At 67.9% G+C, this 23,738-nt stretch carries 22 protein-coding genes; 14 read left to right on the top strand and 8 right to left on the bottom strand.

What is annotated here, in order from left to right; translation table 11 throughout:
* Nucleotides 1–141: 141 nt before the first annotated feature.
* From macA to CY658_RS19390, 4 genes are all read left to right on the top strand, one after another.
* Complete coding sequence (gene macA, locus CY658_RS19405; protein WP_101491748.1) at nt 142–1,314, top strand: macrolide transporter subunit MacA; 1,173 nt, start codon at nt 142–144, stop codon at nt 1,312–1,314.
* Nucleotides 1,311–3,293: a macrolide ABC transporter ATP-binding protein/permease MacB gene (macB, locus tag CY658_RS19400; protein WP_101491747.1), complete on the top strand. Its 1,983-nt coding sequence runs from the start codon at nt 1,311–1,313 to the stop codon at nt 3,291–3,293. Before macA ends, macB begins: the two co-directional genes overlap by 4 nt.
* Entirely contained in the window at nt 3,286–4,677 is a 1,392-nt protein-coding gene (locus tag CY658_RS19395; RefSeq protein WP_101491746.1) for an efflux transporter outer membrane subunit, read from the top strand. Before macB ends, CY658_RS19395 begins: the two co-directional genes overlap by 8 nt.
* A gap of 428 nt (nt 4,678–5,105) precedes the next feature.
* Nucleotides 5,106–5,855 (top strand): hypothetical protein, encoded by a 750-nt coding sequence (locus CY658_RS19390; RefSeq protein ID WP_101491745.1) that lies wholly within the window; start codon nt 5,106–5,108, stop codon nt 5,853–5,855.
* A 12-nt stretch (nt 5,856–5,867) separates the two neighbouring features.
* Here the strand turns inward: CY658_RS19390 and CY658_RS19385 are convergent, their stop codons facing one another.
* Genes CY658_RS19385 through CY658_RS19370 form a run of 4 tightly spaced genes read right to left on the bottom strand, consistent with a single transcriptional unit; the run spans nt 5,868 to nt 9,291 of the window.
* Complete coding sequence (locus CY658_RS19385) at nt 5,868–6,647, bottom strand: glycosyltransferase family 2 protein (protein WP_101491744.1); 780 nt, start codon at nt 6,645–6,647, stop codon at nt 5,868–5,870.
* Nucleotides 6,611–7,408 carry a lysophospholipid acyltransferase family protein gene (locus CY658_RS19380; RefSeq protein WP_101491743.1) on the bottom strand — a complete coding sequence of 266 codons (798 nt, stop codon included), beginning with the start codon at nt 7,406–7,408 and terminating at the stop codon, nt 6,611–6,613. Before CY658_RS19380 ends, CY658_RS19385 begins: the two co-directional genes overlap by 37 nt.
* A gap of 48 nt (nt 7,409–7,456) precedes the next feature.
* Nucleotides 7,457–8,497 (bottom strand): chorismate transformation enzyme, FkbO/Hyg5 family, encoded by a 1,041-nt coding sequence (locus CY658_RS19375; protein ID WP_101491742.1) that lies wholly within the window; start codon nt 8,495–8,497, stop codon nt 7,457–7,459.
* Nucleotides 8,498–8,499: 2 nt separating this feature from the next.
* Nucleotides 8,500–9,291 (bottom strand): class I SAM-dependent methyltransferase, encoded by a 792-nt coding sequence (locus CY658_RS19370; protein WP_101491741.1) that lies wholly within the window; start codon nt 9,289–9,291, stop codon nt 8,500–8,502.
* A gap of 117 nt (nt 9,292–9,408) precedes the next feature.
* Between CY658_RS19370 and CY658_RS19365 the strand changes: the two genes are divergently transcribed.
* From CY658_RS19365 to rng, 8 genes are read left to right on the top strand one after another with little or no spacing between them, the layout of a single operon-like run.
* On the top strand, nt 9,409–10,134 hold the full coding sequence (locus CY658_RS19365) for a YebC/PmpR family DNA-binding transcriptional regulator (RefSeq protein ID WP_099789518.1): 726 nt from the start codon (nt 9,409–9,411) through the stop codon (nt 10,132–10,134).
* Between the two features lie 43 nt (nt 10,135–10,177).
* Nucleotides 10,178–11,476 (top strand): phosphoribosylamine--glycine ligase, encoded by a 1,299-nt coding sequence (gene purD / locus CY658_RS19360; RefSeq protein WP_101491740.1) that lies wholly within the window; start codon nt 10,178–10,180, stop codon nt 11,474–11,476.
* On the top strand, nt 11,476–12,396 hold the full coding sequence (gene hemF / locus CY658_RS19355) for an oxygen-dependent coproporphyrinogen oxidase (protein WP_101491739.1): 921 nt from the start codon (nt 11,476–11,478) through the stop codon (nt 12,394–12,396). Before purD ends, hemF begins: the two co-directional genes overlap by 1 nt.
* Complete coding sequence (gene nadD / locus CY658_RS19350; protein ID WP_101491738.1) at nt 12,393–13,025, top strand: nicotinate (nicotinamide) nucleotide adenylyltransferase; 633 nt, start codon at nt 12,393–12,395, stop codon at nt 13,023–13,025. The genes hemF and nadD overlap by 4 nt, the downstream gene beginning before the upstream one ends.
* The gene (gene rsfS / locus CY658_RS19345) at nt 13,025–13,717 is read left to right on the top strand and encodes a ribosome silencing factor (RefSeq protein ID WP_101491737.1); all 693 of its coding nucleotides are present in this window, start codon (nt 13,025–13,027) and stop codon (nt 13,715–13,717) included. The genes nadD and rsfS overlap by 1 nt, the downstream gene beginning before the upstream one ends.
* Nucleotides 13,714–14,181: a 23S rRNA (pseudouridine(1915)-N(3))-methyltransferase RlmH gene (gene rlmH / locus CY658_RS19340; RefSeq protein WP_101491736.1), complete on the top strand. Its 468-nt coding sequence runs from the start codon at nt 13,714–13,716 to the stop codon at nt 14,179–14,181. Before rsfS ends, rlmH begins: the two co-directional genes overlap by 4 nt.
* Nucleotides 14,182–14,221: 40 nt before the next feature.
* On the top strand, nt 14,222–14,833 hold the full coding sequence (locus tag CY658_RS19335; RefSeq protein ID WP_101491735.1) for a Maf family protein: 612 nt from the start codon (nt 14,222–14,224) through the stop codon (nt 14,831–14,833).
* Complete coding sequence (gene rng / locus CY658_RS19330; RefSeq protein ID WP_374221123.1) at nt 14,805–16,367, top strand: ribonuclease G; 1,563 nt, start codon at nt 14,805–14,807, stop codon at nt 16,365–16,367. The genes CY658_RS19335 and rng overlap by 29 nt, the downstream gene beginning before the upstream one ends.
* Before the next feature lie 33 nt (nt 16,368–16,400).
* Here the strand turns inward: rng and CY658_RS19325 are convergent, their stop codons facing one another.
* From CY658_RS19325 to CY658_RS19315, 3 genes are all read right to left on the bottom strand, one after another.
* On the bottom strand, nt 16,401–17,732 hold the full coding sequence (locus tag CY658_RS19325) for an MFS transporter (protein ID WP_101491734.1): 1,332 nt from the start codon (nt 17,730–17,732) through the stop codon (nt 16,401–16,403).
* 109 nt (nt 17,733–17,841) lie between these two features.
* Nucleotides 17,842–18,774 (bottom strand): 3-keto-5-aminohexanoate cleavage protein, encoded by a 933-nt coding sequence (locus CY658_RS19320; RefSeq protein WP_101491733.1) that lies wholly within the window; start codon nt 18,772–18,774, stop codon nt 17,842–17,844.
* 48 nt (nt 18,775–18,822) lie between these two features.
* Nucleotides 18,823–19,605 (bottom strand): SDR family oxidoreductase, encoded by a 783-nt coding sequence (locus tag CY658_RS19315; RefSeq protein ID WP_101491732.1) that lies wholly within the window; start codon nt 19,603–19,605, stop codon nt 18,823–18,825.
* Nucleotides 19,606–19,704: 99 nt separating this feature from the next.
* Here CY658_RS19315 and CY658_RS19310 point away from each other — a divergent pair, with 99 nt between their 5' ends.
* Nucleotides 19,705–20,466, top strand: a complete 762-nt coding sequence (locus tag CY658_RS19310) for a GntR family transcriptional regulator (protein ID WP_101491731.1) — start codon at nt 19,705–19,707, stop codon at nt 20,464–20,466.
* Nucleotides 20,467–20,469: 3 nt separating this feature from the next.
* Here CY658_RS19310 and msbA read toward each other — a convergent pair whose 3' ends face one another.
* The gene (msbA, locus tag CY658_RS19305) at nt 20,470–22,254 is read right to left on the bottom strand and encodes a lipid A export permease/ATP-binding protein MsbA (RefSeq protein ID WP_101491730.1); all 1,785 of its coding nucleotides are present in this window, start codon (nt 22,252–22,254) and stop codon (nt 20,470–20,472) included.
* A 254-nt stretch (nt 22,255–22,508) separates the two neighbouring features.
* Here msbA and tolB point away from each other — a divergent pair, with 254 nt between their 5' ends.
* Nucleotides 22,509–23,735: a Tol-Pal system beta propeller repeat protein TolB gene (gene tolB / locus CY658_RS19300; protein ID WP_219589601.1), complete on the top strand. Its 1,227-nt coding sequence runs from the start codon at nt 22,509–22,511 to the stop codon at nt 23,733–23,735.
* Nucleotides 23,736–23,738: the final 3 nt, after the last annotated feature.

The raw sequence follows: 23,738 nt of genomic DNA, 5'->3' as shown, positions 1-23,738 counted from the left end.
CGTTTTCAATGGCCGCGCTGCTGCGGGCCGAGGCAAAGGCCCGTCGAAACTGCGTGCTTTAGCAGGCCTTCAGCAACCGGGGCTAGGATCAATCGCATCCTTTCCCGCGCTTCGCCGCCCGTTTCATCCCACTTTCACTGCATGCCCACCACTCCCTCGCGACGATCGCGCAAGCTCCTTGTCGGCCTGGCCTTGCTCGTCGTGCTGGCCATCGCGGCCTTCTTCTGGCTGAGCCCGCCGAAGAAAAGCGACTACCTCACCGCCACCGTGCAGCGCGGCGACCTGGAGAACGCGGTGCTCGCCACCGGCGTGCTGCAGGCCTTCAAGCAGGTCGAGGTGGGCGCGCAGGTGTCCGGCCAGCTCAAGTCACTGAAAGTGGTGCTCGGCCAGACGGTGAAGAAGGGCGACTGGCTCGCCGAGATCGATCCCGTCATCTCGCAGAACACCTTCGCGCAGGAGCAGGCCAAGCTCGAGAACCTGCAGGCTCAGAAACTCGCGAAGGAAGTCCGCGTGAAGCAGGCAGAGCTCACTTGGGCGCGCCAGCGCGAGATGCTGGCGCAGGACGCCGCCGCGCGCCAGGACCTGGAAGGCGCCGACACCGAACTGCGCGCACTGCGCGCCGACGGCGTGTCGCTCGACGCGCAGATCCGCCAGCAGAAACTGGCCCTGGCCTCGGCGCAGACCAACCTGTCGTACACGCGCATCATGGCGCCCATCGACGGCGACGTGGTGTCGATCAGCACGCTCGAAGGCCAGACCGTGGTGGCCTCGTTCCAGGTGCCCACGCTGATGAAACTGGCCGACCTGTCGACCATGACCGTGAAGGCCCAGGTGTCCGAGGCCGACGTGGTGCGCGTGAAGGCCGGCCAGCCCGTGTACTTCACCATCCTCGGCGACCCCGACACGCGCTACCACGGCACGCTGCGCGCGGTGCAGCCCTCGCCCGAGAAGATCAACAACGCCGTGTTCTTCAACGCGCTGTTCGACGTGCCCAACCCCGACCGCACGCTGCGCGTCGACATGACGGCGCAGGTCGCCATCCTGCTGGGCGAGGCGAAGCAGGCGCTGACCGTGCCGCTCACCGCGCTCGGCGCGCGCGACAAGGAGGGCCGCCATGAAGTGCGCGTGCTCCTGCCCGACCAGCGCGTGGAAAAGCGGCAGGTGCGCATCGGCATCCGCAACAACTTCCAGGCCCAGGTGCTCGAAGGCCTGAAGGAAGGCGACAACGTCATCACCGGCGACGCCTCGGCGCTGGAGAAGACCGACGGCAGCACGAACGACAACGGCGGCGGCAACCGGAGGCCGCGCCAGTGACGCAGCCGCTGCTGACCCTGCGCGGCATCGGCCGCAGCTTTCCCTCGGGCGAGCAGGAGGTCCAGGTGCTGAAGGACGTCGACCTGGACATCGGCCACGGCGAAATGCTGGCCATCGTCGGTGCCTCGGGCTCGGGCAAGTCGACGCTCATGAACATCCTCGGCTGCCTTGACCGGCCGACCACCGGCACCTACACCGTGTCGGGCCAGGACGTCGGCACGCTCGACAGCGACGCGCTCGCCGCGCTACGGCGCGAGCACTTCGGCTTCATCTTCCAGCGCTACCACCTCATGCAGCACCTGACGGCCACCGGCAACGTCGAGGTGCCCGCCGTCTACGCCGGCACCGAGGGCACGGCGCGCGACGCGCGGGCGCGGCAGCTGCTCGCGCGCCTGGGCCTCGAAGACCGCACCGAGCACCGGCCGAGCCAGCTCTCGGGCGGCCAGCAGCAGCGCGTGAGCATCGCGCGCGCGCTGATGAACGGCGGGCAGGTCATCCTGGCCGACGAGCCGACCGGCGCGCTCGACAGCAAGAGCGGCCAGGAGGTCATCGGCATCCTGCGCGAGCTGCATGCGCAGGGGCACACCATCATCATCGTGACGCACGACATGCAGGTGGCGCGCTGCACCGAACGCATCATCGAGATCGCCGACGGCGTGATCGTTGGCGACCGGCCGAACGTGCCGTCCGTGGCCGCGCCCGCGCAGACGGTCGGCGACGACACCCCCACGCCGCCCGCCATGACGCGTCCCACGCTCGGCATCGCACGCTTCAGCACCGGCTGGGCCCGCTTCTCCGAGGCCTTTCGCATGGCCTGGCGCTCGATGATGGCGCACCGCATGCGCACGGCGCTGACCATGCTGGGCATCATCATCGGCATCACCTCGGTGGTGTCGATCGTGGCCATCGGGGAGGGCGCCAAGCGCTTCGTGCTGGCCGACATCAAGGCCATCGGCACCAGCACGCTCGACATCTACCCGGGCCGCGACTTCGGCGACGACAAGGCAGCGAGCATCCGCACGCTGCTTCCGGCCGACCTGCAGGCCATTGCCGCGCAGCCCTTCGTGCACAGCGTCACGCCGACCACCATGCGCAGCCTGCGCCTGCGCTACCGCAGCGCCGACGTCAATGGCAACGTGAACGGCGTCAGCGACAACTTCTTCAGCGTGCGCGACATCCAGATGGCCAGCGGTGCGCCGTTCAACGCCAACGACGTGCGGCAGCAGTCGCAGGTGGTGGTGATCGACCAGAACACGCGGCGCAAGCTCTTTCCCGAGGGCACCGACCCGATCGGCAAGGTCATCCTGGTGGGCAGCCTGCCGTGCACGGTGATTGGCGTGGCGCAGGAAAAGAAGAGCATGTTCAGCGAGAACAAGTCGCTCAACATCTGGCTGCCCTACAGCACCGGCGCGAGCCGCCTGTTCGGCCAGCAGCACTTCGACGGCATCACCGTGCGCATCCGCGACGACCAGCCCACCAAGGCGGCCGAGGAAAGCATCGTGCGGCTGCTCACGCTGCGCCACGGCGGCAAGGACTTCTTCACCTTCAACATGGACAGCATCGTGAAGACGGCCGAGCGCACGAGCCAGTCGCTCACCTTGCTCTTGTCGCTGATCGCGGTGATCTCGCTCGTGGTGGGCGGCATCGGCGTGATGAACATCATGCTGGTGTCGGTGACCGAGCGCACCCGCGAGATCGGCATCCGCATGGCCGTGGGCGCGCGCCAGAGCGACGTGCTGCAGCAGTTCCTGACCGAGGCCGTGCTCGTGTGCCTGGTCGGCGGTTTCATCGGCGTGATGCTGTCGTACGGCATCAGCTTTCTGTTCTCGGTGTTCGTGAAGCAATGGCAAATGATCTTTTCGCTGGGGGCCGTGGTGTCGGCCTTCCTGTGCGCGTCGCTCATCGGCGTGCTGTTCGGTTACCTGCCGGCGCGCAACGCCGCGCGGCTCGACCCCATCGAGGCACTGGCTCGTGAATAGCGCGCGCCTGACCTTGGGAGCGCTCGCCATCGCGTTGGCGCTCGGCGGCTGCACGCTGTTCCAGCCGGAGCGGCGCGAGCAACGGCCGCTCGGCTTGCCGCAGGCGTGGCAGCAGCAGCAACAGCCCGTGCCACAGAACGCAGCGGCCATGCCGCAGACCCGCTGGTGGACCGCCTTCAACGACGTGCGGCTCGACACCCTGATCGACAACGCCCTGCGCACCAACAACAACCTGGCCGCCGCCAGCATCCGCGTGCAGCGCGCGCAGTTGCAGGCCGGCCTGGCGAACACGAACCTCACGCCGGGCGTGACGGGGCAACTCGGCACCAACCGCAGCCTCGACCTGAAGCGAGGCAACGTGGCCGGGTCGACCGCGAGCTCCTCGCTGAACCTGAGCTACGAAATCGACCTCTGGGGCCGCCTGTCGGCGCAACGCAGCGCAGCCGACTGGGAGCTGCAGGCCACCCAGTCCGACCGCGAAGCCACGGCACTGGCGCTGGTCGGCACGACCGCCGGGCTGTACTGGCAAAGCGGCTACCTGAACCACCGCATTGCGCTGAGCGAAGCCGGCATGGCCGACGCACGGCGCATCCAGGCGCTGGTGCGCGCCAAGTACGCGGCGGGCGCCGTGTCCGGGCTCGATGTCGCGCAGGCGGGCCAGAACCTCGCGAGCCAGGAGGCGGCGCACACGCAGCTGCTGCAACAGCGCGTCGAGGCGCGCAACGCGCTGGCGATCCTGTTCGACATGCCGCCCGACACCCCGAGGGAGGAGCCCTCGCAGTTGCCGGACACGGCCTTGCCCGTGATCGATGCCGGCCTGCCCGCGAGCCTGCTGGGCCGCCGGCCCGACCTGCGTGCCGCGGAGCAGCGCCTGCGGGCGTCGCTGGCGAACGTCGATGCGACCCGCACCGGCTTCTACCCGACGCTGAGTCTCACAGGCTCGCTGGGCGCGGGAAGCAATGCACTGGGCGAGGTCCTGAAGAACCCCATCGCCACGCTGGGTGCCGGGCTGGTGTTGCCTTTCCTGCAATGGAACACCGCGCGACTGACCGTCGCCGTGTCGCAGACGCAGTACGAAGAAGCGGTCGTCGGGTTTCGTCAGTCGCTGTACACGGCCTTGTCCGAGGTGGAGAACACGCTGTCGTCACGCACCCAACTGCAGGACGAAAGCGTGAAGCTGGCCTTGGCGCTGCAGCAGGCGCAGCGCGCGGAAGCCCTGTCGGAAGTGCGCTACCGCGCCGGTGCTACCGCGCTGCAGCCGGTGCTAGATGCCAAGGACAAACGCCGCATCGCAGAGGTGTCCGTGGCGCAGAACCGGTTGAACCAGCTCAACGCCACGATGACGCTGTACAAGGCGCTGGGCGGCGCGGCCACCGTCGAGTAGGAAGAGAGAAACGGCTCCCACGCCACGGCAGGTGCCCGGCAGGCGGTGCGGTGTGGGCGGCCCCTCTGTGCCGCCGAGGAGCGCAGCGTTTCGCGGATCAGGGCTTGCAGCTGTTTGAGCCGAAGGCGAGTTCTGCAAGACCCCGCGAAACGCGAGCACCGCAGGGGAGCCCGAAGGGCCGGCACAGTGGGGCCGACCGCGCCGTGCCGCCTGTCGGGCGCCCCTCAAAAAGGGACTCAACAGGCTGTTGATTTTCTTCCCCGCGTCAACGGGCCTGCGAGGTCATCGTGGTGGTCGAATTCGACCGGGTTGAAATCGAGGCAGGCCCCGCCCTTGGGTATCCTGCAGGCCCTCACGGTGGTGCTGCACCACCGTCTACGACAACGACAAGCCGACTTATGTACAGGGACCTTTCTCTCGCCGCCGAAATGCTCATCCTCTGGGTCGCAGCGCCACTGGGCGCGCTCGGCCTGGCCGCCATGCTGGCGAGCGTGCTGGCGCCGGACCGCCTGCTGTTCGATGCGGGCTACGCCTGCGTGCCCCACGGGACGCAGCTGCGGCTCTTTCCACGCCACATGCGCATCGGCAGGTTCATGTGGTGGCTGATGGGCCTGGGCGTCCTGCTCCTGGGGCTGGCGATGCTGTCGGCCGCGCCGATGATGATTGCCGGGCTCGTAGAGGAATCGCCCGAGGCCTGGTACCACTGGCTGCTGTTCGGCGCGCTGACGGTGGCGATGATCGGCACTGGCGCCTTCATGTGCTGGCTGGGCTGCAGGCTGATGCGCCTGCGCTGGTTCGGCGGGCCGCTGCGGGAGACCCGCTTCTGCGTCGATCCTGAAAGCGGCGAGCGCAGCATCGAAATCCGTACAGCCTCGCTGCTGCGCCGCAGCGTCACGCGCCACCCGCTCGGCCAACTGCGCCATGTGGTCGTGAGCGCACGTGACAGCTGGGATGTCGGCGCCATGGCCGGCCAGGGCGTGCTGATCCACCAGCAGCTGGTGCAATTGGCATTGGCGTTCGGGCAACAGCGCCCCGTCGACCTCATGGGCCGCGTCAACGACGGACCGGGCGTGCGCCACATGATCGCGCTGGTGCATGCATGGTGCGGCGCGGTGGAACTGCGGTTCGACCGCCTCCAGTCCATCACGCCTTTCGACATGGAACTGGACAAGGCCTGATTCAACAGCCTGCTAAGCCTGAAACGGCGGCGCCCCTCGCAACTTGCGAATCAGCAGCCCCGGCAGCCGCAAGACAAACTCGATCATCAGCCGCGTGTGCATCCAAGTCAGCAGCACGTTGTCGCGGCCATAGCGAAAGTGCGACACCCCGCCTTCTTCCGCCGTCAGGTACTTCACAGGCGCATCGATGTTCACCGGCTTGACCCCGCGCCAAGCCAGTCGAACGACCGCCTCGGTGTCGAAGTCGAACCGCCGCATCCAGGGTTGCCGCGCCATCACCGCGATCAGGTCGACCACCGGGTACACGCGAAAACCGTAGAGCGAATCGCCGACGCCTGCGAACAGCGTTTCGAGCTGCGTCCAGCCGTTCGACACCCGCCGCCCACGCACCCGCAGCAGCGGCGCACTGGCATCGAACACGGGCCGTCCGAGCACCATCGTCTCGGGCCGCGCCAGCGAGGCGTTCATGAAAGAAGGGATCAGGTCCGCCGGATGCTGCCCGTCGGAGTCCATCGTGAGCGCGTGCGTGAAGCCGGCTTCTTTCGCGGCCCGCAAGCCGTGCAGCACCGCCGAGCCCTTGCCCTGGTTCTGCGGCAGCACCCACACGCGCAGGCCCGGATCGCCGGCCGCCATCTGCTGCAGACGCTCGCCCGTGCCGTCGTCGCTGCCGTCGATCACCACCCACACCGGGTTCCATTGAGCCCGCGCGGCGGCGACCGTCGAGAACAGGCGCTCGCCCGTGTTGTAGCTGGGAATCAGGACAAGGTGGGTGCGCGAGGCGTCTGCTGGCATTCGGGGGACGCGTCGGTGGCGCGCTGCTCCATGTGTTGACGGAAATAGTGTTCCAGCTCGACCTGCAACGCATCGCTGTCCTGCGTCGGCGCAAAGCGCTTGCCCAGCCGCAGCGTGAAGACGATGGGCAGCGGCGGCACGCGCCACAACGGCCAGCCCTTGCCGAGGTAGGGCGAGTCGGTGTCGATGAACACGGTCTGGATCGGCGCCTGCGCCAGCTTGGCGATCAGCGTGGTGCCGGGGCGGAAGGAGTTGAGCGGCGGCGTCACCGTGCGCGTGCCTTCGGGGAAGATCACGAGTTGGCCGCCCTGGCGCAGGTCGTTGACCGCCAGGCGCACCATGGTGCGGGCCGACTTGTTGCTGATGTAGCGCGCCAGCCGGGCCCCCGCGCCGAGGAAGATGTTGCTCATCAGCTCGGCCTTCATGATGCAGGCGCTGCGCGGCAGCCGCGCCACCAGCAGCAGCGCGTCGAGCATGGTCGGGTGGTTGGCCACGAAGATCACGCCGGGTTCGTTGCGCATCGGGTCCAGGCACGAGGCGTCGATGCGCATCATGCCGGTGACGGAAGCGAGCCACCAGAACATCCGGTAGGCAAAGGCGATGGTCATGCGGCCCAGCGCGCGCGCCGGCACGGCCGGCATCACCGGGTACAGCAGCATGGCGACGAAGTTCCAGCCCAGCGAGATCAGGCCGAGGAACAGCAGCAGCGCGTAGAGCATCAGCGCGAGCGGGATCGACGTGAGAAAACGCAGCACGTTCATGAATGGTGGTGTCGGTCGGGCAGGCGAACGGGGCGAACGGCCGGCTGCTCAGGCGGCCTGCAGCCGGCCGGCGGCGACCGTGTGGGCCTCGATCTCGACCAGCAGATCGCTGCGGCAGATGTCGGCTTCCAGGTACACCGCATGGCGGGCCATCGGCGCGGCGGCGCCGAGCGCGGCTTCGATCACCTCGCGCACGGCGTCGGTGTCCGACGGATGCCGCACGTACACCACGCAATCGAGCGCGTCGAGCGAGAAGCGCGCCGTGGTCTGCGCATGGGCGGAGGCGATCACGGCCTCGAGGTTGCGCAGTGTTTCGCGAGCCTGCTCACGCACATCGCCGTGGTGCACGGTTTCGTGGCCGACGATGCTCGCCGTGCCCGAGATGAAGAGCGCGACCTGCTCGTTGCCGATGTCCGCCAGCGCGGCGCGCGAAAAGGTCGGCGAGCGCGGGCCGTAGGTTTCGGGATAACGGTAGGCCGACACCTGCCGCGGGTTTTCGACCGGCAGCGGCGCGGCGCGTCCCGCGAGAAAACGGATCGACAGCGCGCCCTGGCGGATGCCCAGCGCGCAGGCGGCCGGCGCGCCCTCGAAGGCGGCGCGGCCGGCTTCGAAGAAGGCTTCCTGTCGACCGAGATTGAACTGGCGATACCGCTCGAGCCCGCCGCCGTCGGCGTTGATGCGCGGCAGGTAGTTCCAGATGCGCTGCAGGTGCGGCGTGTCGGCCTGGTCGAGCGTGCGGAACAGGTCGCGGTAGGCGCGCTGCGCAAGCTCGGTCAGGCTCTGGCCTTCGACGGCTTCATCGAGATCGATGGCACCCAGCAGCCAGTGCCCGTCGGTGCGCCAGCGCGCGATGCCCGTCGTGCCCGACTTGGCCTGGGCACCGTCGCTCACATGCCAGACGTCGGCCATCGCGCCTTGTGGCGACAGCACACGCGCATTGACCGTGGGCATCCAGGCGACACCGTGCGGCGTGCCGTAGCCGAGCGCGGCAAAGGGCGCATGGCTGTGCGTGGCCAGCGCAAGGCTGTCCGGCAGCGAGAGGCGCTCCACGCGCAGGGAAGAGTGAGGGTGATCGTCCTGCGGGCGCACGTTCAGCGGGCCTTGTCGGCGGTGGATTCGGGTTTGCGGCCGGTGTAGGCCGAGAAGACCCCGAGGCTCGCGTAGCGGCGCACCTCGCCGAAGCCGGCGGCGCCCAGCGCCTGCATGACGCGCTCAGGCGGGATGCAGGCCTCGATCGTGTCCCAGTAGTAGCGCCACAGCTCCGAGGTGTCGCTGCGGCGGCCGACCACGCGGGCGATCAGCGGCACCACGGCGCGCATGTAGCCCTTGAGCAGTGCGGTGGCGATGCGGCCTTCGGGCTTGGTGATTTCAAGCACCACCACGCGGCCGCCGGGGCGCAGCACGCGATGGAATTCGGAGAACGCGGCGGCCACGTCGCTGATGTGGCGCATGGCATAGCCCATGCTCACGAAATCGCAACTGGCATCGGGGCGGGGCAGGGCCTCGGCGACGCCTTGAATGAGTTCGACGCCGGGCAACTGGACCTGGCCCATCATCCCGACGCTGGGGTCGACGCCGGTGAGTTTGCCGGTGGGGCCGATGATCTTCAACGCCTCGCGGGCGACGAGTCCGGTGCCGATGCCCACGTCGAGCACCTGTGCGCCCGTCGCGAGGCCGGCCTGCTTCAGCGCATCGCGCCGGTACGCGGGGCCGGTGCCGAACGCCAGCACGGCTTCGATGCGGTCGTAGTCGGCGGCCGTGCTGTCGAAGATGCGTCGCAGGAAAGCCTGGTGCTCTGCCTCGTTCTTGTAATACAGCGGAAGCGGCGTGTGAGGCGGCAGGATGTCGGGATTTCCCGTACCGGCAGAGGGCGATGGCGTCATCAAACGATTATCACCAAAAGGCCCGGTCCGAAATCCCGGGCGCCGGGGAGCGTTGTGTGCGCCGGACAGTAAACTCCACACTTGCTTTGAAAACACACGACAGCGAGAGAGATAGCCATGGCCGGACATAGCAAGTGGGCAAATATTCAGCACCGCAAGGGCCGCCAGGACGAGAAGCGCGGCAAGCTCTGGACCCGTGCCATCCGTGAAATCACGGTGGCGGCACGCGCCGGCGGCGCCGACCTCAGCGCCAACCCCCGGTTGCGGCTGGCGGTCGAAAAGGCCAAGGCGGTCAACCTGCCCATCGACACCGTCAAGCGCAACATCGACAAGGCCACGGGCAACCTCGAAGGCGTCAACTACGAAGAAATTCGTTACGAAGGGTACGGCATCGGCGGCGCGGCGATCATCGTCGACACCATGACCGACAACCGCGTGCGCACCGTGGCCGAAGTGCGCCACGCCTTCTCCAAGTACGGCGGCAACATGGGCACCGAAGGCTCGGTGGCCTTCCAGTTCAAGCACTGTGGCCAGATCATCTTTGCGCCCGGCACCAGCGAGGACAAGGTCATGGAAGTGGCCCTCGAAGCCGGTGCCGAAGACGTGATCACCGACGACGATGGTGCCATCGAGGTGCTTACCGCCGTGGGCGACTTCGAGGCCGTGAAAAACGCGCTCGAAGCCGCAGGCCTGAAGCCCGACGCCGCCGAAATCACGATGCGCGCCGAGAACACCGTGGACGTGACCGGCGAAGACGCCGCCAAGATGCAGAAGCTCCTCGACGTGCTCGAGGACCTGGACGACGTGCAAGACGTTTATCACAACGCCGCACTGTCCGACTGAGCGAATCAATGATGGATCCACAGCGACAAACGAAAGCCCGCGAATGAAGGTACTGGTGATTGGAGGAGGGGGCCGCGAGCACGCACTGGCGTGGCGGTTGGCGCAGGGCAACCGGGTCAGCCGCGTCTACGTGGCGCCCGGCAACGGCGGCACCGTGAGCGACGAACGCTACGACTGCATCGACATCACCGAACCCGCCGCGCTGCGCGAGTGGGCGATGGCCGAGAAAATCGCGCTGACCGTGGTCGGCCCCGAGGGGCCGCTGGCGGCTGGCGTGGTGGACGAGTTCCGTGCGCACGGCCTGCGCATCTTCGGCCCGACGCAGGCGGCTGCGCAGCTCGAAAGCTCCAAGGCCTTCTCGAAGGCCTTCATGAAGCGCCACAAGATCCCGACGGCCGAATACGAAGCCTTCACCGACGCCGCCGCGGCCCACGCGTACATCGACGCCAAGGGCGCGCCGATCGTCGTCAAGGCCGACGGCCTGGCCGCCGGCAAGGGCGTGGTGGTTGCCATGACCGCGCAGGAAGCCCACGAGGCTGTCGACTTCATGCTGGTCGACAACAAGTTCGGCGTGTCGCACAACGAAGGCGGCGCACGCGTCGTCATCGAAGAATTCCTGCAGGGCGAAGAAGCCAGCTTCATCGTGATGTGCGACGGCAAGAACGTCGCCGCGCTCGCCACCAGCCAGGACCACAAGCGACTGCTCGATGGCGACGAAGGCCCGAACACCGGCGGCATGGGTGCGTATTCGCCCGCGCCCGTGGTCACGGCCGAGGTGCATGCGCGCGCGATGCGCGAGATCATCCTGCCGACCATCCGCGGCATGGAAAAGGACGGCATTCCGTTCACCGGCTTCCTCTATGCCGGTCTCATGATCGACGCCAACGGCCAGCCCAAGACGCTCGAATTCAACTGCCGCATGGGCGACCCCGAGACGCAGCCGATCATGATGCGCCTCAAGTCCGACCTGTTCGAGGTGTTCTGGCACGCCACCGACGGCACGCTCGACCAGGTCGATCTGCAGTGGGACCGGCGCGTGGCGCTCGGCGTGGTGATGGCCGCGCACGGCTACCCGCTCTCGCCGCGCAAGGGTGACCGCATCAGCGGCATTCCGGCCGAGGCGCCCGATGCCGTGGTGTTCCACGCGGGCACCACGCTGGAAAACGGCGAGCTCAAGACCAGCGGCGGCCGCGTGCTCTGCGTGACCGTGCTGGCCGACAGCGTCAAGCAGGCGCAGCAGCGCGCCTACGAGGTCGCGGCGCGCGTGCAGTTCGACGGTGCGCAGTACCGCAAGGACATCGGCTACCGCGCGCTGAACGCGCGCAACACGCCCCACGCCTGATGCCAGCCACCCAGCCGAAGGCGGTCGGCGACTACCTGCGCGGACTGCAGCAATCGATCATCTCGGCGGTCGAGGCGGCGGACGGCGGCAGCGCGGTGCGTGATGCCTGGCAGAAAGAGCCCGGCGAGCCGCTGCAGGGCAGCGGCCTGACCTGCATCCTCGAAGGCGGCGCGCTGTTCGAGCGCGCCGGCGTCGGCTTCTCGCAGGTGCGCGGCGCCAAGCTGCCGCCTTCGGCCACGCAGAACCGCCCCGAGCTGTCGGGCGCGCCGTTCGAGGCCATGGGCGTGTCGCTGGTGTTTCACCCGCGCAACCCCTACGTGCCGATCGTTCACATGAACGTGCGCATGCTGGCCGCGCAACCCGCGGGTGGCGGCGAGCCTGTGTGCTGGTTCGGCGGCGGCATGGACCTCACGCCGTGCTATGGCTTCGAAGAAGACGCGGTGCACTTTCATACCGTGTGTCGCGATGCGCTCGCACCCTTCGGCGCCGACAAGTACCCGCGCTTCAAGACCTGGTGCGACGAGTATTTCTTTCTCAAGCACCGCAACGAACAGCGCGGCATCGGCGGCATCTTTTTCGACGACTTCGCCGAGGGCGGCATCGAGAACGGCTTTGCGCTGATCCGCTCGGTCGGCGATGCGTTTCTGCAGGCCTACCTGCCGATCGTCGAGCGCCGCCGCGGCATGCCGTACGACGAGCGTGAACGCGAATTCCAGCTGTACCGGCGCGGACGTTACGTCGAGTTCAACCTCGTGTGGGACCGCGGCACGCACTTCGGCCTGCAGTCGGGCGGACGCACCGAATCGATCCTGCTGTCGATGCCACCGCTCGCGAGCTGGGCCTATCAGCAACAGCCCGAAGCGGGCAGCCCCGAAGCCGCGCTGTACAGCGACTTCATCGTGCGTCGGGACTGGGTGTGAGCCCCTCCGGTTCCGCTTTGCGCATCGGCGTCTTCGGCGGGGCCTTCGACCCGCCGCACAACGCCCACGTCGCACTCGCCGAAGCTGCCTTGGCGCAACTCGATCTGACGGAGCTGCACGTCATTCCCACGGGGCAGGCCTGGCACAAGAGCCGCACGCTCACGCCGAAGGAAGATCGCCTCGCGATGGCGCAACTGGCTTTCGGCGACCTGCAAGGCAAGGTCGTCATCGACAGCCGCGAAGTGTTGCGCGACGGCCCGACCTACACGCTCGACACGCTGCACGAATTGCAGAAAGAGCAGCCCGGCGCACAGCTCGTTCTGGTGATGGGCGCCGACCAGGCCGGAGCCTTGCCGACCTGGCACGGCTGGCAGGATATACTCGGCATTGCTATCGTTTCTGTAGCGTATCGCGCACTATCGACGGGTGACGTCACTCGTTTTGATCCGAAACAGCTGCCCGGCCTCCCGGCTGGCGCGCGTTTCGAGGCGCTTGAACTGCCTGCCGCCATGGACACCAGCGCCACCGATATTCGGCGGCGTGTGGCGTCGGGTGTGGACATTTCCTCGCTGGTTCCGCCCACGGTTGCACGCTATATTGACCAACACCACCTCTACCGCTCTGCCTGATGACCACTGAAGCCGCCGCCAAAAAAGACATCCAAAAACTCCAGCGAGCCATCATCGATGGTCTCGAAGACGTCAAGGCGCAGGACATCCAGGTATTCGACACGGAGCACCTCTCGCCGCTGTTCGAGCGCGTGATCGTGGCGTCGGGCACCTCCAACCGCCAGACCAAGGCGCTCGCTTCGAGCGTGCGCGACGCCGTGCGTGAGGCCGGCTTTGCCAAGCCGCGCACCGAGGGCGAGGAAAACGGCGAGTGGATCATCGTGGACTGCGGCGCGGCCGTGGCGCACATCATGCAGCCCGCCATCCGCCAGTACTACCACCTCGAAGAGATCTGGGGCGACAAGCCGGTGCGCGCCAAGCTCGGCGCCACCAAGCCCGCGCTGGCCACTGCTTCGTCCGTCAAGGGCGCCGAAGAGAAGAAGACGCCCGCCGCCAAGACGCCGAGCCTGCGCCGTTCGAGCGCCGCCAAGACCGCAATCCGCGCGGCCGAGCAGGAAGCCAAGGCCGCCAAGGCCCCGGCGAAGCGCGCCCCATCGAAGACCGCGGGCAAGACCGTCGCCAAGAAGGCGCCTGCGAAGAAGTCCGCCACGGGCACCGCACGCGTGCCGGTGAAGGTCGTCGGCAAGCCGGCCGCCAAGAAGGTCGCGGCAAAGAAGGCGCCGGCCAAGAAGGCACCCGCCCGCCGCGCATGAAGCTGCTGGTGGTCGCCGTCGGGCTGCGCATGCCCGACTGGGCGCAGACTGCCTGGGACGACTACGCCAAGCGCTTCCCGCCTGAGCTCAAGCTCGAGCTGCGCGCCGTCAAGACCGAGCCGCGCGGCTCCAAGACGCTCGAGACGCTGTATGCCGCCGAGCGCGAGCGCATCGAGGGCGCCATCGCCCGCGGCATGCGCATCGTCGTGCTCGACGAGCGCGGCACCGCGCTCACCACCAAGGCACTGGCCACACGGCTGCAGACCTGGCAGGTCGAGGGCGACGACGTCGCGCTGGTCATCGGCGGCCCCGACGGGCTCGACCCGGCCTTCAGGGCCGCGGCGCATGAACGCATCCGCCTGTCCGACCTGACCCTGCCGCACGCCATGGCGCGCGTGCTGCTGGTCGAACAGCTCTATCGGGCGTGGTCGGTCAACGCGGGCCATCCGTACCACCGGGAATGACCACGGGGCCGGCGGTGGGGCCCACCACGGAGACCTGAACTTGCCTGACTTCATTTACCTCGCGTCGCAAAGCCCGCGCCGCGCCCAATTGCTCGGCCAGCTCGGCGTGCGCCACGAACTGCTGCTGGCTGGCGCCGACGAAGACGCCGAGGCGCTCGAAGCCTTGCTGCCGAACGAATCGCCGACGGCCTACGTACAGCGCGTCACCGCCCTCAAGCTCGATGCCGCCGTCGCGCGCCGCAAGCGCAACGGCCTGGCCGATGCGCCCGTGCTCTGTGCCGACACCACGGTCGCGCTCGGCCGCACCATCCTCGGCAAGCCCGAGGACGCACGCGATGCCGAACGCATGCTGGCGCACCTGTCCGGCGCCACGCACCGCGTGCTCACCGCTGTCGCGCTGCAACACGGCCGTCGCCGCCATGCGGCGCTGAGTGTGTCGCGCGTGCGCTTCGCCACGCTCACGAAGAAGCAGATCGCGGCTTATGCCGCCAGCGGCGAGCCACTCGGCAAGGCCGGTGCCTATGCGATTCAAGGCGCGGCGGCTGCGTTCGTCGAGCACATCAGCGGCTCCTATTCGGGCATCATGGGACTTCCCATGTTCGAGACCGCGCAGTTGCTTCGTGATGCGCGCCTGGCCGGTTTCAATACTTAAGAATTCCATGCAAGACATCCTGATCAACTGGTCTCCGCAAGAGACCCGTGTGGCGCTGGTCGAGCACGGCGCGGTGCAAGAGCTGCACGTCGAGCGCACGCTCGAGCGCGGGCTGGTCGGCAACATCTACCTGGGCAAGGTCTCGCGCGTGCTGCCGGGCATGCAGTCGGCCTTCATCGACATCGGCCTGGAACGCACTGCCTTCCTGCACGTGGCCGACATCGTCTCGCCGTTCACGCCGGGCTCGCGCCCGAGCGCCACGCCGCCCGAGCGCGACCACCGCAACGGTGGGCCGATGGTGCCCATCGAGAAGCAGGTGTTCGAAGGCCAGTCGCTGCTGGTGCAGGTCATCAAGGACCCCATCGGCACCAAGGGCGCGCGGCTGTCCACGCAGATCAGCATTGCGGGCCGGCTGCTGGTGTTCCTGCCGCAGGACAACCACATCGGCGTGTCGCAGAAGATTCCGCCCGACCAGCGCGAGTCGCTGCGCAACCGCATGCTGGCGCTCATCGAAGCGGCTGCGGCTGCCGAGAGCGGCGGCGTGGTGCCCGTGAACACGGGCGGCTTCATCCTGCGCACCAACGGCGAAGACGCCGCCGACGCCGAGCTGGCCGAAGACATCGCCTACCTGCGCAAGACCTGGACGCGCATCCGCGAGGCCTCGGGCCGGATGCCGGCCATGTCGCTGCTGCACCAGGACCTGAGCCTGCTGCAGCGCGTGTTGCGCGACATGACGAGCGAAGACACGCAGACCATCCGCATCGACTCGCGCGAGCAGTTCGAAGTGCTGCTGAAATTCGGTCTCGAATTCATGCCGCAGGCCGCCGGCAAGCTGCAGCACTACAAGGGCGAACGGCCGATCTTCGATCTGTATTCGGTCGACGAAGAAATCGCGAAAGCGCTGGGCCGTCGCGTCGACCTGAAGTCGGGCGGCTACCTCGTGGTCGACCAGACCGAGGCGCTGACCACGGTCGACGTGAACACCGGTGGCTTTGTCGGTGCGCGCAACTTCGACGACACCATCTTCAAGACCAACCTCGAGGCCGCGCAGGCGATTGCGCGGCAGCTGCGGCTGCGCAACCTGGGCGGGATTGTCATCGTCGACTTCATCGACATGGCGCGCGACGACCACCGCGAGCAGGTGCTCGCCGAGTTCCGCAAGCAGCTCGCACGCGACCGCGTGAAGACCACGGCCGGTGGTTTCTCGCAGCTCGGCCTCGTCGAGATGACGCGCAAGCGCACGCGCGAATCGCTGGCCCACATGCTGTGCGAGCCCTGCGTGGCCTGCAGCGGGCAGGGCATCGTGAAGACCGCGCGCAGCGTGGCCTACGACGTGATGCGCGAGATCCTGCGCGAGGCGCGACAGTTCACGCCGCGCGAGTTCCGCATCGTCTCGTCGCCGCAAGTCATCGAGCTGTTCCTCGACGAGGAGAGCCAGCACCTCGCGGGGCTGAGCGACTTCATCGGCAAGCCGATCTCATTGCAGTCGGAGCCGGCGATCGGGCAGGGGCAGTACGACATCGTGCTGCTCTGACGGTTGGATAGCGCGGCCCGTTGCAACGACGGGTCAGCGCTTCGACTCCTGGCCCTGCCGCATCCAGATGCTGGCCAGCGCGGCGGCCACCAGCATCCCGGTGATCAGCAGCAGCCCGTTCTTCGTGCTGCCCGTGCTCTGCTCGATCCAGCCCATCACCGACGGGCCGATGAATCCGCCCACGAGGCCGCAGGTGTTCACGAGCGCCAGCCCGCCTGCCAGCGCCACGCCGGCCAGCCGTGACGACGCGAACAGGAAGATCACGGACTGCACCACGAAGAACATCGAGCCCGTGAGGCAGAAGCCGGCCAGCGCAATGGCCGGGCTCGCGAAGGCTGCGATCAGCAAGCCCACCGCCATCGAGACCAGCCCGACCAGCAGCAGGAGCCGGCCGCGCTGCGGCGTGACCGCAAGCCGAGGCAGCGCAATGGCGCCGACGGCGGCGGCCACCCAGGGCAGCGAGTTGAGCGCGCCGATCTCCAGCGGCGAGAGCTTGCCGTAGGTGCCGATGATGCTCGGCAGGAAGAAGATCACCGTGTAGATGCTGATCTGGTGGCAGAAGTAGACAAAGATCGCCAGCCAGATCTGCCGGTCGACCAGGCAGGCGCGGAACGACTCGCCGACCTGGCCGTTGGCCACGTCCTCGGCGCGTTCGGCGGCGAGCTGGCGTTCGATGGCCTGTGCCTGCGGGCGCGTGAGCCAGCTGGCGGTCGAGGGACCATCGGGCAGCTTGCGCCAGACCACGAAGGCCAGCGCCACGGCCGGCAGGCCTTCGAGCACGAACATCCATTGCCAGCCATGCCAGCCCCACAGGCCGTCCATCTGCAGCAGCGCGCCGCCGACCGGGCCGCTGAGGATGTTCGCGATGCACACGCCGAGCAGGAAGTAGCCCGTGGCGCGTGCGCGGTCCTTGCGGCCGAACCAGTAGTTCAGGTACAGCATCACGCCCGGGAACAGGCCGGCTTCCGCCGCGCCGAGCAGGATGCGCATCACGTAGAACGAGGTCTCGCCCGTGACGAAGGCCATGCCGGCCGACAGCAGGCCCCAGGTGATCATGATGCGGGCGATCCACCAGCGGGCGCCCACGCGGTGCATCACCAGGTTGCTGGGCACTTCGAGCAGCGCGTAGCTCAAAAAGAACAGGCCCGCGCCCAGTCCGTAGGCGGCCGCCGAGATGCCGATGTCCACGGCCATGTGGCTCTTGGCCAGCGCGATGTTGGTGCGGTCGATGAAGCTGATCACATAGGCCAGCACCAGCAGCGGCATGAGCTTGCGGAAGATCAGCGCATTGAGCGAGGCCTGCTCGTCGACGGCCTGGCTGGCGCGCAGACCCGGCGGCGTGGCGGGGATGGATGTGTGTTGCATGGGATGTCTCTCTCCTGTCCTGTCGTGTTCTGGCGGAAGGTCGTCGGCGTGCGCCGACGTGCAGATGCGGCCCGGTCGATGTGCCGGGCCGGGTATTTCTGGCGCAGGGCTAGAAGTCGACGTTCGCCGCGCCCTTGAGCCCGAGGATGTCGCGCGCCTCGGCGGGTGTCGCGATGTCGATGTTCAGCGCCTCCAGCACGGCGCGGATGCGCAGCACCTGTTCGGCGCTCGACGCGGCGAGCCGGCCCGGGCCGATCCACAGCGAGTCTTCGAGCCCGACGCGCACGTGCGAGCCCATGGCCGCGCCGATGGTGGCCAGCGGCAGCTGGTTGCGGCCGGTGCCAAGGATCGACCACTCGAAGCGGTCGCCGAACAGGCGCGCGGCCGTGCGGCGCATGTGCATCAGGTCTTCAGGGTCGGCGCCGATGCCGCCCAGGATGCCGAAGACCGTCTGCACGAAGACCGGGGCCTTCACCAGCCCGCGGTCGAGGAAGTGCCGCAGGTTGTTGAGGTGGCTCACGTCGTAGCACTCGAACTCGAAGCGCGTGCCGTTGGCGTTGCCGAGCTTCAGGATGTTCTCGATGTCGGCGAAGGTGTTCTTGAAGATCAGGTTGCGGCTGTTCTCCAGGTGCTCGCGCTCCCATTCATGTTCGAAGGACTTGAAGCGTTCCAGCATCGGAAAGAGCCCGAAGTTCATCGAGCCCATGTTGAGCGACGCGAGCTCGGGCTTGAAGGTGGTGGCCGGGCGCATGCGTTCCTCGACGCTCATGTGCGGGCTGCCGCCGGTGGTGATGTTGATCACCGCGTCGGTCGCGGCCTTGATCTTCGAGAGGAAGGGGCGGAACAGGTCCGGGTCTTGAGACGGGCGGCCGTCCTTCGGGTCGCGCGCATGCAGGTGCAGGATCGCGGCGCCCGCGCGGGCGGCTTCGATGGAGGCCTGCGCAATCTCGTCGGCCGTCACGGGAAGATGCGGCGACATGCTGGGCGTGTGGATGGCACCCGTGGGGGCGCAGGTGATGATGGCTTTGGGGCGTTGGGCCATGAGGTGTCCAGAAAAGAAGAAGGGGGAAAGAAAGGGGAGGCGAGCGGGTCAGCTCAGCGCCTGCGTGTGGCCGTCCACCACGAGCTCCTGGCCCGTGACGCTGGCGGCCAGGTCGCTCGCCGCGAACAGCACCATGTTGGCGATGTCGGTGGCCGTCACCATGCGGCCCAGTGCGGCCTGCGCGGTGTAGGCGCGCGTCACTTCGTCGAGCGGCTTGCCCAACGCCTCGGCCTTGGCGGCGATGACCGCGCGGATGCGTGGACCGTCGACCGCGCCCGGCAGGATCGCGTTGACGCGGATGCCGTCGGGGCCGAGTTCGAGCGCCAGCGTTTTCGTGAAGCCGATGACGGCCCACTTCGAGGCGGAGTAGGGCGAGCGCCCCGGCATGCCCAGGTGCCCGGCGGCCGACGACAGATTGATGATGGCCGGCAGGCGGCCCTTGCGCAGCCGCGGCACGGCCTGCCGCACGCAGAGGAACTGGCCGGTGACGTTGACGGCCATGGTGCGCTCCCAGTCGGCGAGCGAGACGGTCTCGACCGGGCCCGTCGGGCCGGCCACGCCGGCGTTGTTCACCAGCACGTCGAGTCCGCCGAGTTCGCGGTCGATGGCCTCGAACAGGCGGGCCACGTCGTCCTCCTTGGACACGTCGGCGACGCAGCGGCCCACCTCGGGCAGTTCACGCGCCAGCTGGTCGAGGCTGGCAGCCTGCACATCGCAGACGAAGACCTTGGCGCCCGCCGCCGCGAAGCTGCGCACGATGTCCAGGCCGATGCCGTTGGCACCGGCGGTGACGAGCACGCGCCGGCCGGCGAGGGAGTTGTTGTTCCACATGCTGAAGAGATCCTTGAGGTCGATATTGGAATGATCGGGATCGTATATCTGTGATCACAGATAATTCATAGGGAATACCCCGGCCATATACTTCGACGCATGAGCCTCACCGATCTCGTCACCCCTCTCAAGCGCCAGACGCTCAGCGCCAACGTCTACGACCAGTTGCGCGACCTCGTGATGAGCGGGCAGATGATGCCGGGCGAGCAGATTTCATTGCGCAGCGCGGCCGAGGCGCTGGGCGTGAGCGTGATGCCGGTGCGCGAAGCCATGCAGCGCCTGGTGGCCGAGCAGGCGCTCGAACTCACGCCCAGCCGCACCTTGCGCGTGCCCCGAATGACGGCGGCGCAGTTCAAGGAAATCACCACCATCCGCACTAACCTTGAAGGCCTGGCCACCGAGCTCGCCGCCTCGGCGTCGGGTGCGGTGGCGCTGCGCGACATCACGCGCTGGCACGACGAGTTCGCGGCCGAAATGAATGCGGCCAGCCCGGACGGCTCGAAGCTCGTCACCTTCAACAAGGAGTTCCACTTTGCGGTCTACGCCGCCGCCGACATGCCGGTGTTGCTGCAGATGATCGAGGCGCTGTGGCTGCGCATCGGCCCCATCCTCAACTACGACCTGCGGGCCGGCTCGCGCCGCGTGGGGGACAAGGTGGCGATGTCGCACCATGCGGCGCTGCTGGCCGCATTGAAGCGCCGCGACGGCGCCAAGGCCCGGGCTGCGCTGCAGGGCGACATCGAAAGCGCCGCGGAATTCATCCTGTCGACGGGCGTGCTGGTGTCGGATGGCACGCTGCCGCCGCAGAGCGCCGCACCCGCCGCGAAGAAGGCGCGCGCCGCGGCAGGCGCGGCGCGCTGAGGTTCAGAGCGTCGGGTCCTGCCCCGGCGCCGCGCTGCGCACCGCCAGCGTCTGCAGCCGCGCATAGAGCCCGTCGAGCGCCATGAGTTGCTCGTGGCTGCCTTGCTCGGCGATGCGGCCTTGCTCCATCACGATGATGCGGTCGGCGTGCTGGATGGTCGACAGGCGGTGCGCCACGATCAGCGTGGTGCGGCCCTGCATCAGGCGTTGCAGGGCGTCCTGCACCAGCCGTTCCGATTCGGTGTCGAGTGCCGACGTGGCTTCGTCGAGCAGCAGCACGGGCGCGTTCTTGTAGAGCGCGCGGGCAATCGCCAGCCGCTGGCGCTGGCCGCCCGAGAGTTGCGTGGCGTTGTGGCCCAGCACGGTCTCGATGCCCTGCGGCAGCGTCCCGACGTGTGCGCTCAGGTTGGCTGCTTCGAGGCAGGACTGCACGCGCGCGATGTCGATGTCACCGCCGAGCGCCACGTTGGCGGCGAGCGTGTCGTTGAGCATCACCACGTCCTGGCTCACCATCGCGAACTGGGCGCGCAGGCTCTTGAGCTGCCACTCGCTGGTGTCGTGGCCGTCGAGCAGCACCTGGCCGCCGCTGGGTTGCACGAAGCGCGGCAGCAGGTTGACCAGCGTGGTCTTTCCCGAGCCCGACGGGCCGACGAAGGCCACCACCTGGCCCGGCTCGATGACGAGGTTCACGCCATCGAGCGCGCGCTGTTCGTCGTCGCCGCGATAGCTGACCTGCACGTTGCGCAGTTCGATGTGGCCTTGCGCGTGCTCGACGCGGTAGTCACCCTGCGATTCCGGCGCCACTTCGTCGACGAGGATCAGCCCGCGCTCGAGCGCAGCCAGGCCGCGTGTGATAGGCCCGGCCACTTCGGCGAGGCGTCGGATCGGCGCGATCAGCATCAGCATGGCCGTGATGTAGGCGACGAAGCCGCCCACCGTGAAGCCCTGCTCGCCGCTTTGCCAGAGCGCGATCATCACCACGATCGACAGCGCCAGCGCGGCCATCATCTGCGTCAGCGGCGTGGTGGCGGCCTGGGCAATGGTGGACTTCACGGCCAGGCGGTTGAGGCGCTGGCTCAGTTGTTCGAAGCGGCGCTCCTGCGCGTGCTCGGCGCCGTGCAGCCGCACCACGCGGTGGGCCAGCACGTTTTCCTCGACCACGTAGGCCAGCTCGTCGGTGGCCTGCTGGCCCTGCTGCGTGAGCTTGTACAGGCGCTTGGAGAACACCTTCATGATCCACGAGATGCTGGGCACCAGGAAGGCGACGATGAGCGTGAGCTTCCAGTTCAGGTAGACCAGGTAGCCCAGCAGCGCGATCAGCGTGAAGCCGTCGCGCGAGAGCCCGAGCAGCGCCTGCACCAGCAGCATGGCGCCGGTCTGCACCTCGTACACCACGGTGTTCGATAGCGCGCTGGCCGACTGCCGCGCAAACAGCGCCAGCTCGGCGCCGAGCAGCCGTTCGAACAGCACGCGGCGCAGTTTCTGCATGCCTTCGTTGGCGATGCGCGAGAGCGCGTACTGCGAAATGAACTGGGCGATGCCACGCACCGCAAACAGCAGCAGCACGGCGGCCGGAATGAACCACAGCGGCATCTCGCCGCGCGTGAAGCCCCGGTCGAGCAGCGGCTTGAGCAGGGCGGCCATCAGCGGCTCGGTGAGCGCGGCCAGCAGGGCGCCGATCAGCCCCACGGCCCACCATTGGCGCGAGCTGCCGAACCAGGTCATGAGTCGCGCCAGCCGGCGCATGAGGGGAGGGCGGGCGCTCTCGCTGCCGGGGGATGCTTGCATATGGCGGCGGATTTTACGGGGCGGCCCTGACGGCCTTTTGGGGGCCCCTGTAGGACCATTTCGCCGGATAAACGTTTTGTGACGGCGGGTTCAACCCAGTGTGTAACATGTGGCCCGTGAAACGCCGGGGAGAAACTTTTTACCCGGAAACCTCTCCGAACCGCATGAACAAGCCGTTGCCAGATCTTTCCCCAACTCCTTCTTCATCGTTGATTGCGCGCCGCAGCCTCATCGCGGCCCTTGCTGCTTCTCCCATGCTTCCCGCCCTGGCCCAGTTCCGGGTCGAGGTCTCGGGCGTGGGGCTGACGCAGTTGCCGATCGCGCTCGTGCCCTTCCGGGGGCAGGATGCCTCGCCCCAGAAGATTTCCGACATCGTCCAGGCCGACCTCGAACGCAGCGGCCAGTTCCGCGGCGTCGATGCCTCGGGCCAGGCGCTCGACGAGTCCTCGCGACCCGACCTCGCCCTGTGGCGCCAGCGCACCGCCGATTCGCTCGTGGTGGGCAGCGTCAGCCGGCTGGGCGACGGCCGCTACGACGTGCGCTTCCGCCTGTGGGACGTGGTCAAAGACCGCGACCTCGGCGGCCAGAGCTACACCGTGCCGCAGGGCGACCTGCGCCTGGCGGCGCACCGCATCGCCGACTACGTGTATGAAAAGCTGACCGGCGACAAAGGCATCTTCTCGACCCGCATCGCCTACGTCACCAAGGGCGGCAGCCGCTACTCGCTGTGGGTGGCCGACGCCGACGGCGAGAACGCGCAGGCCGCGCTCGCCAGCCCCGAGCCCATCATCTCGCCCTGCTGGTCGTCCAACGGCCAGCAGCTGGCGTACGTGTCCTTCGAGTCGCGCAAGCCCGTGGTCTACGTGCACAACGTGGCCAGCGGCCAGCGCCGGCTGCTCGCCAACTTCAAGGGCTCCAACAGCGCCCCGGCCTGGGCGCCCGACGGCGGCTCGCTGGCCGTCACGCTCAGCCGCGACGGCGGCTCGCAGCTGTTCACCATTCCGGCCAGCGGCGGCGAACCGCGCCGCCTCACGCAAAGCTCGAGCATCGACACCGAGCCGGTGTACTCGGCCGACGGCAGCACGATCTACTTCGTGAGCGACCGTGGCGGCGCGCCCCAGATCTACAAGATGGGCGCCGGCGGCGGCAACCCGACGCGGGTCACCTTCAGCGGCTCCTACAACATTTCTCCATCCGTCAGCGGCGATGGCCGGTGGTTGGCCTACATCTCGCGGGTCGGCGGTGCGTTCAAACTCCACGTGATGGAGTTGGCCTCCGGCAATGTCGCCGCGATCACCGACACCACGGCCGATGAGAGCCCGAGCTTCGCACCCAACAGCAAGCTGATCGTCTATGCCACGCACCTGCAAGGTCGCGAGGCGCTCATGACGACCACGCTGGACGGAAAAATCAAGGCCCGTTTGGCGGGCCAGGCGGGAGACATCCGCGAACCGGACTGGGGTCCGTTTCAAAAGCAATAAGCA

The sequence above is a fragment of the Variovorax sp. RO1 genome (assembly GCF_002849325.1).
In the GTDB taxonomy this organism is placed as follows: Bacteria; Pseudomonadota; Gammaproteobacteria; order Burkholderiales; family Burkholderiaceae_C; genus Variovorax.
This window is presented reverse-complemented; position numbering and strand designations above follow the sequence as displayed.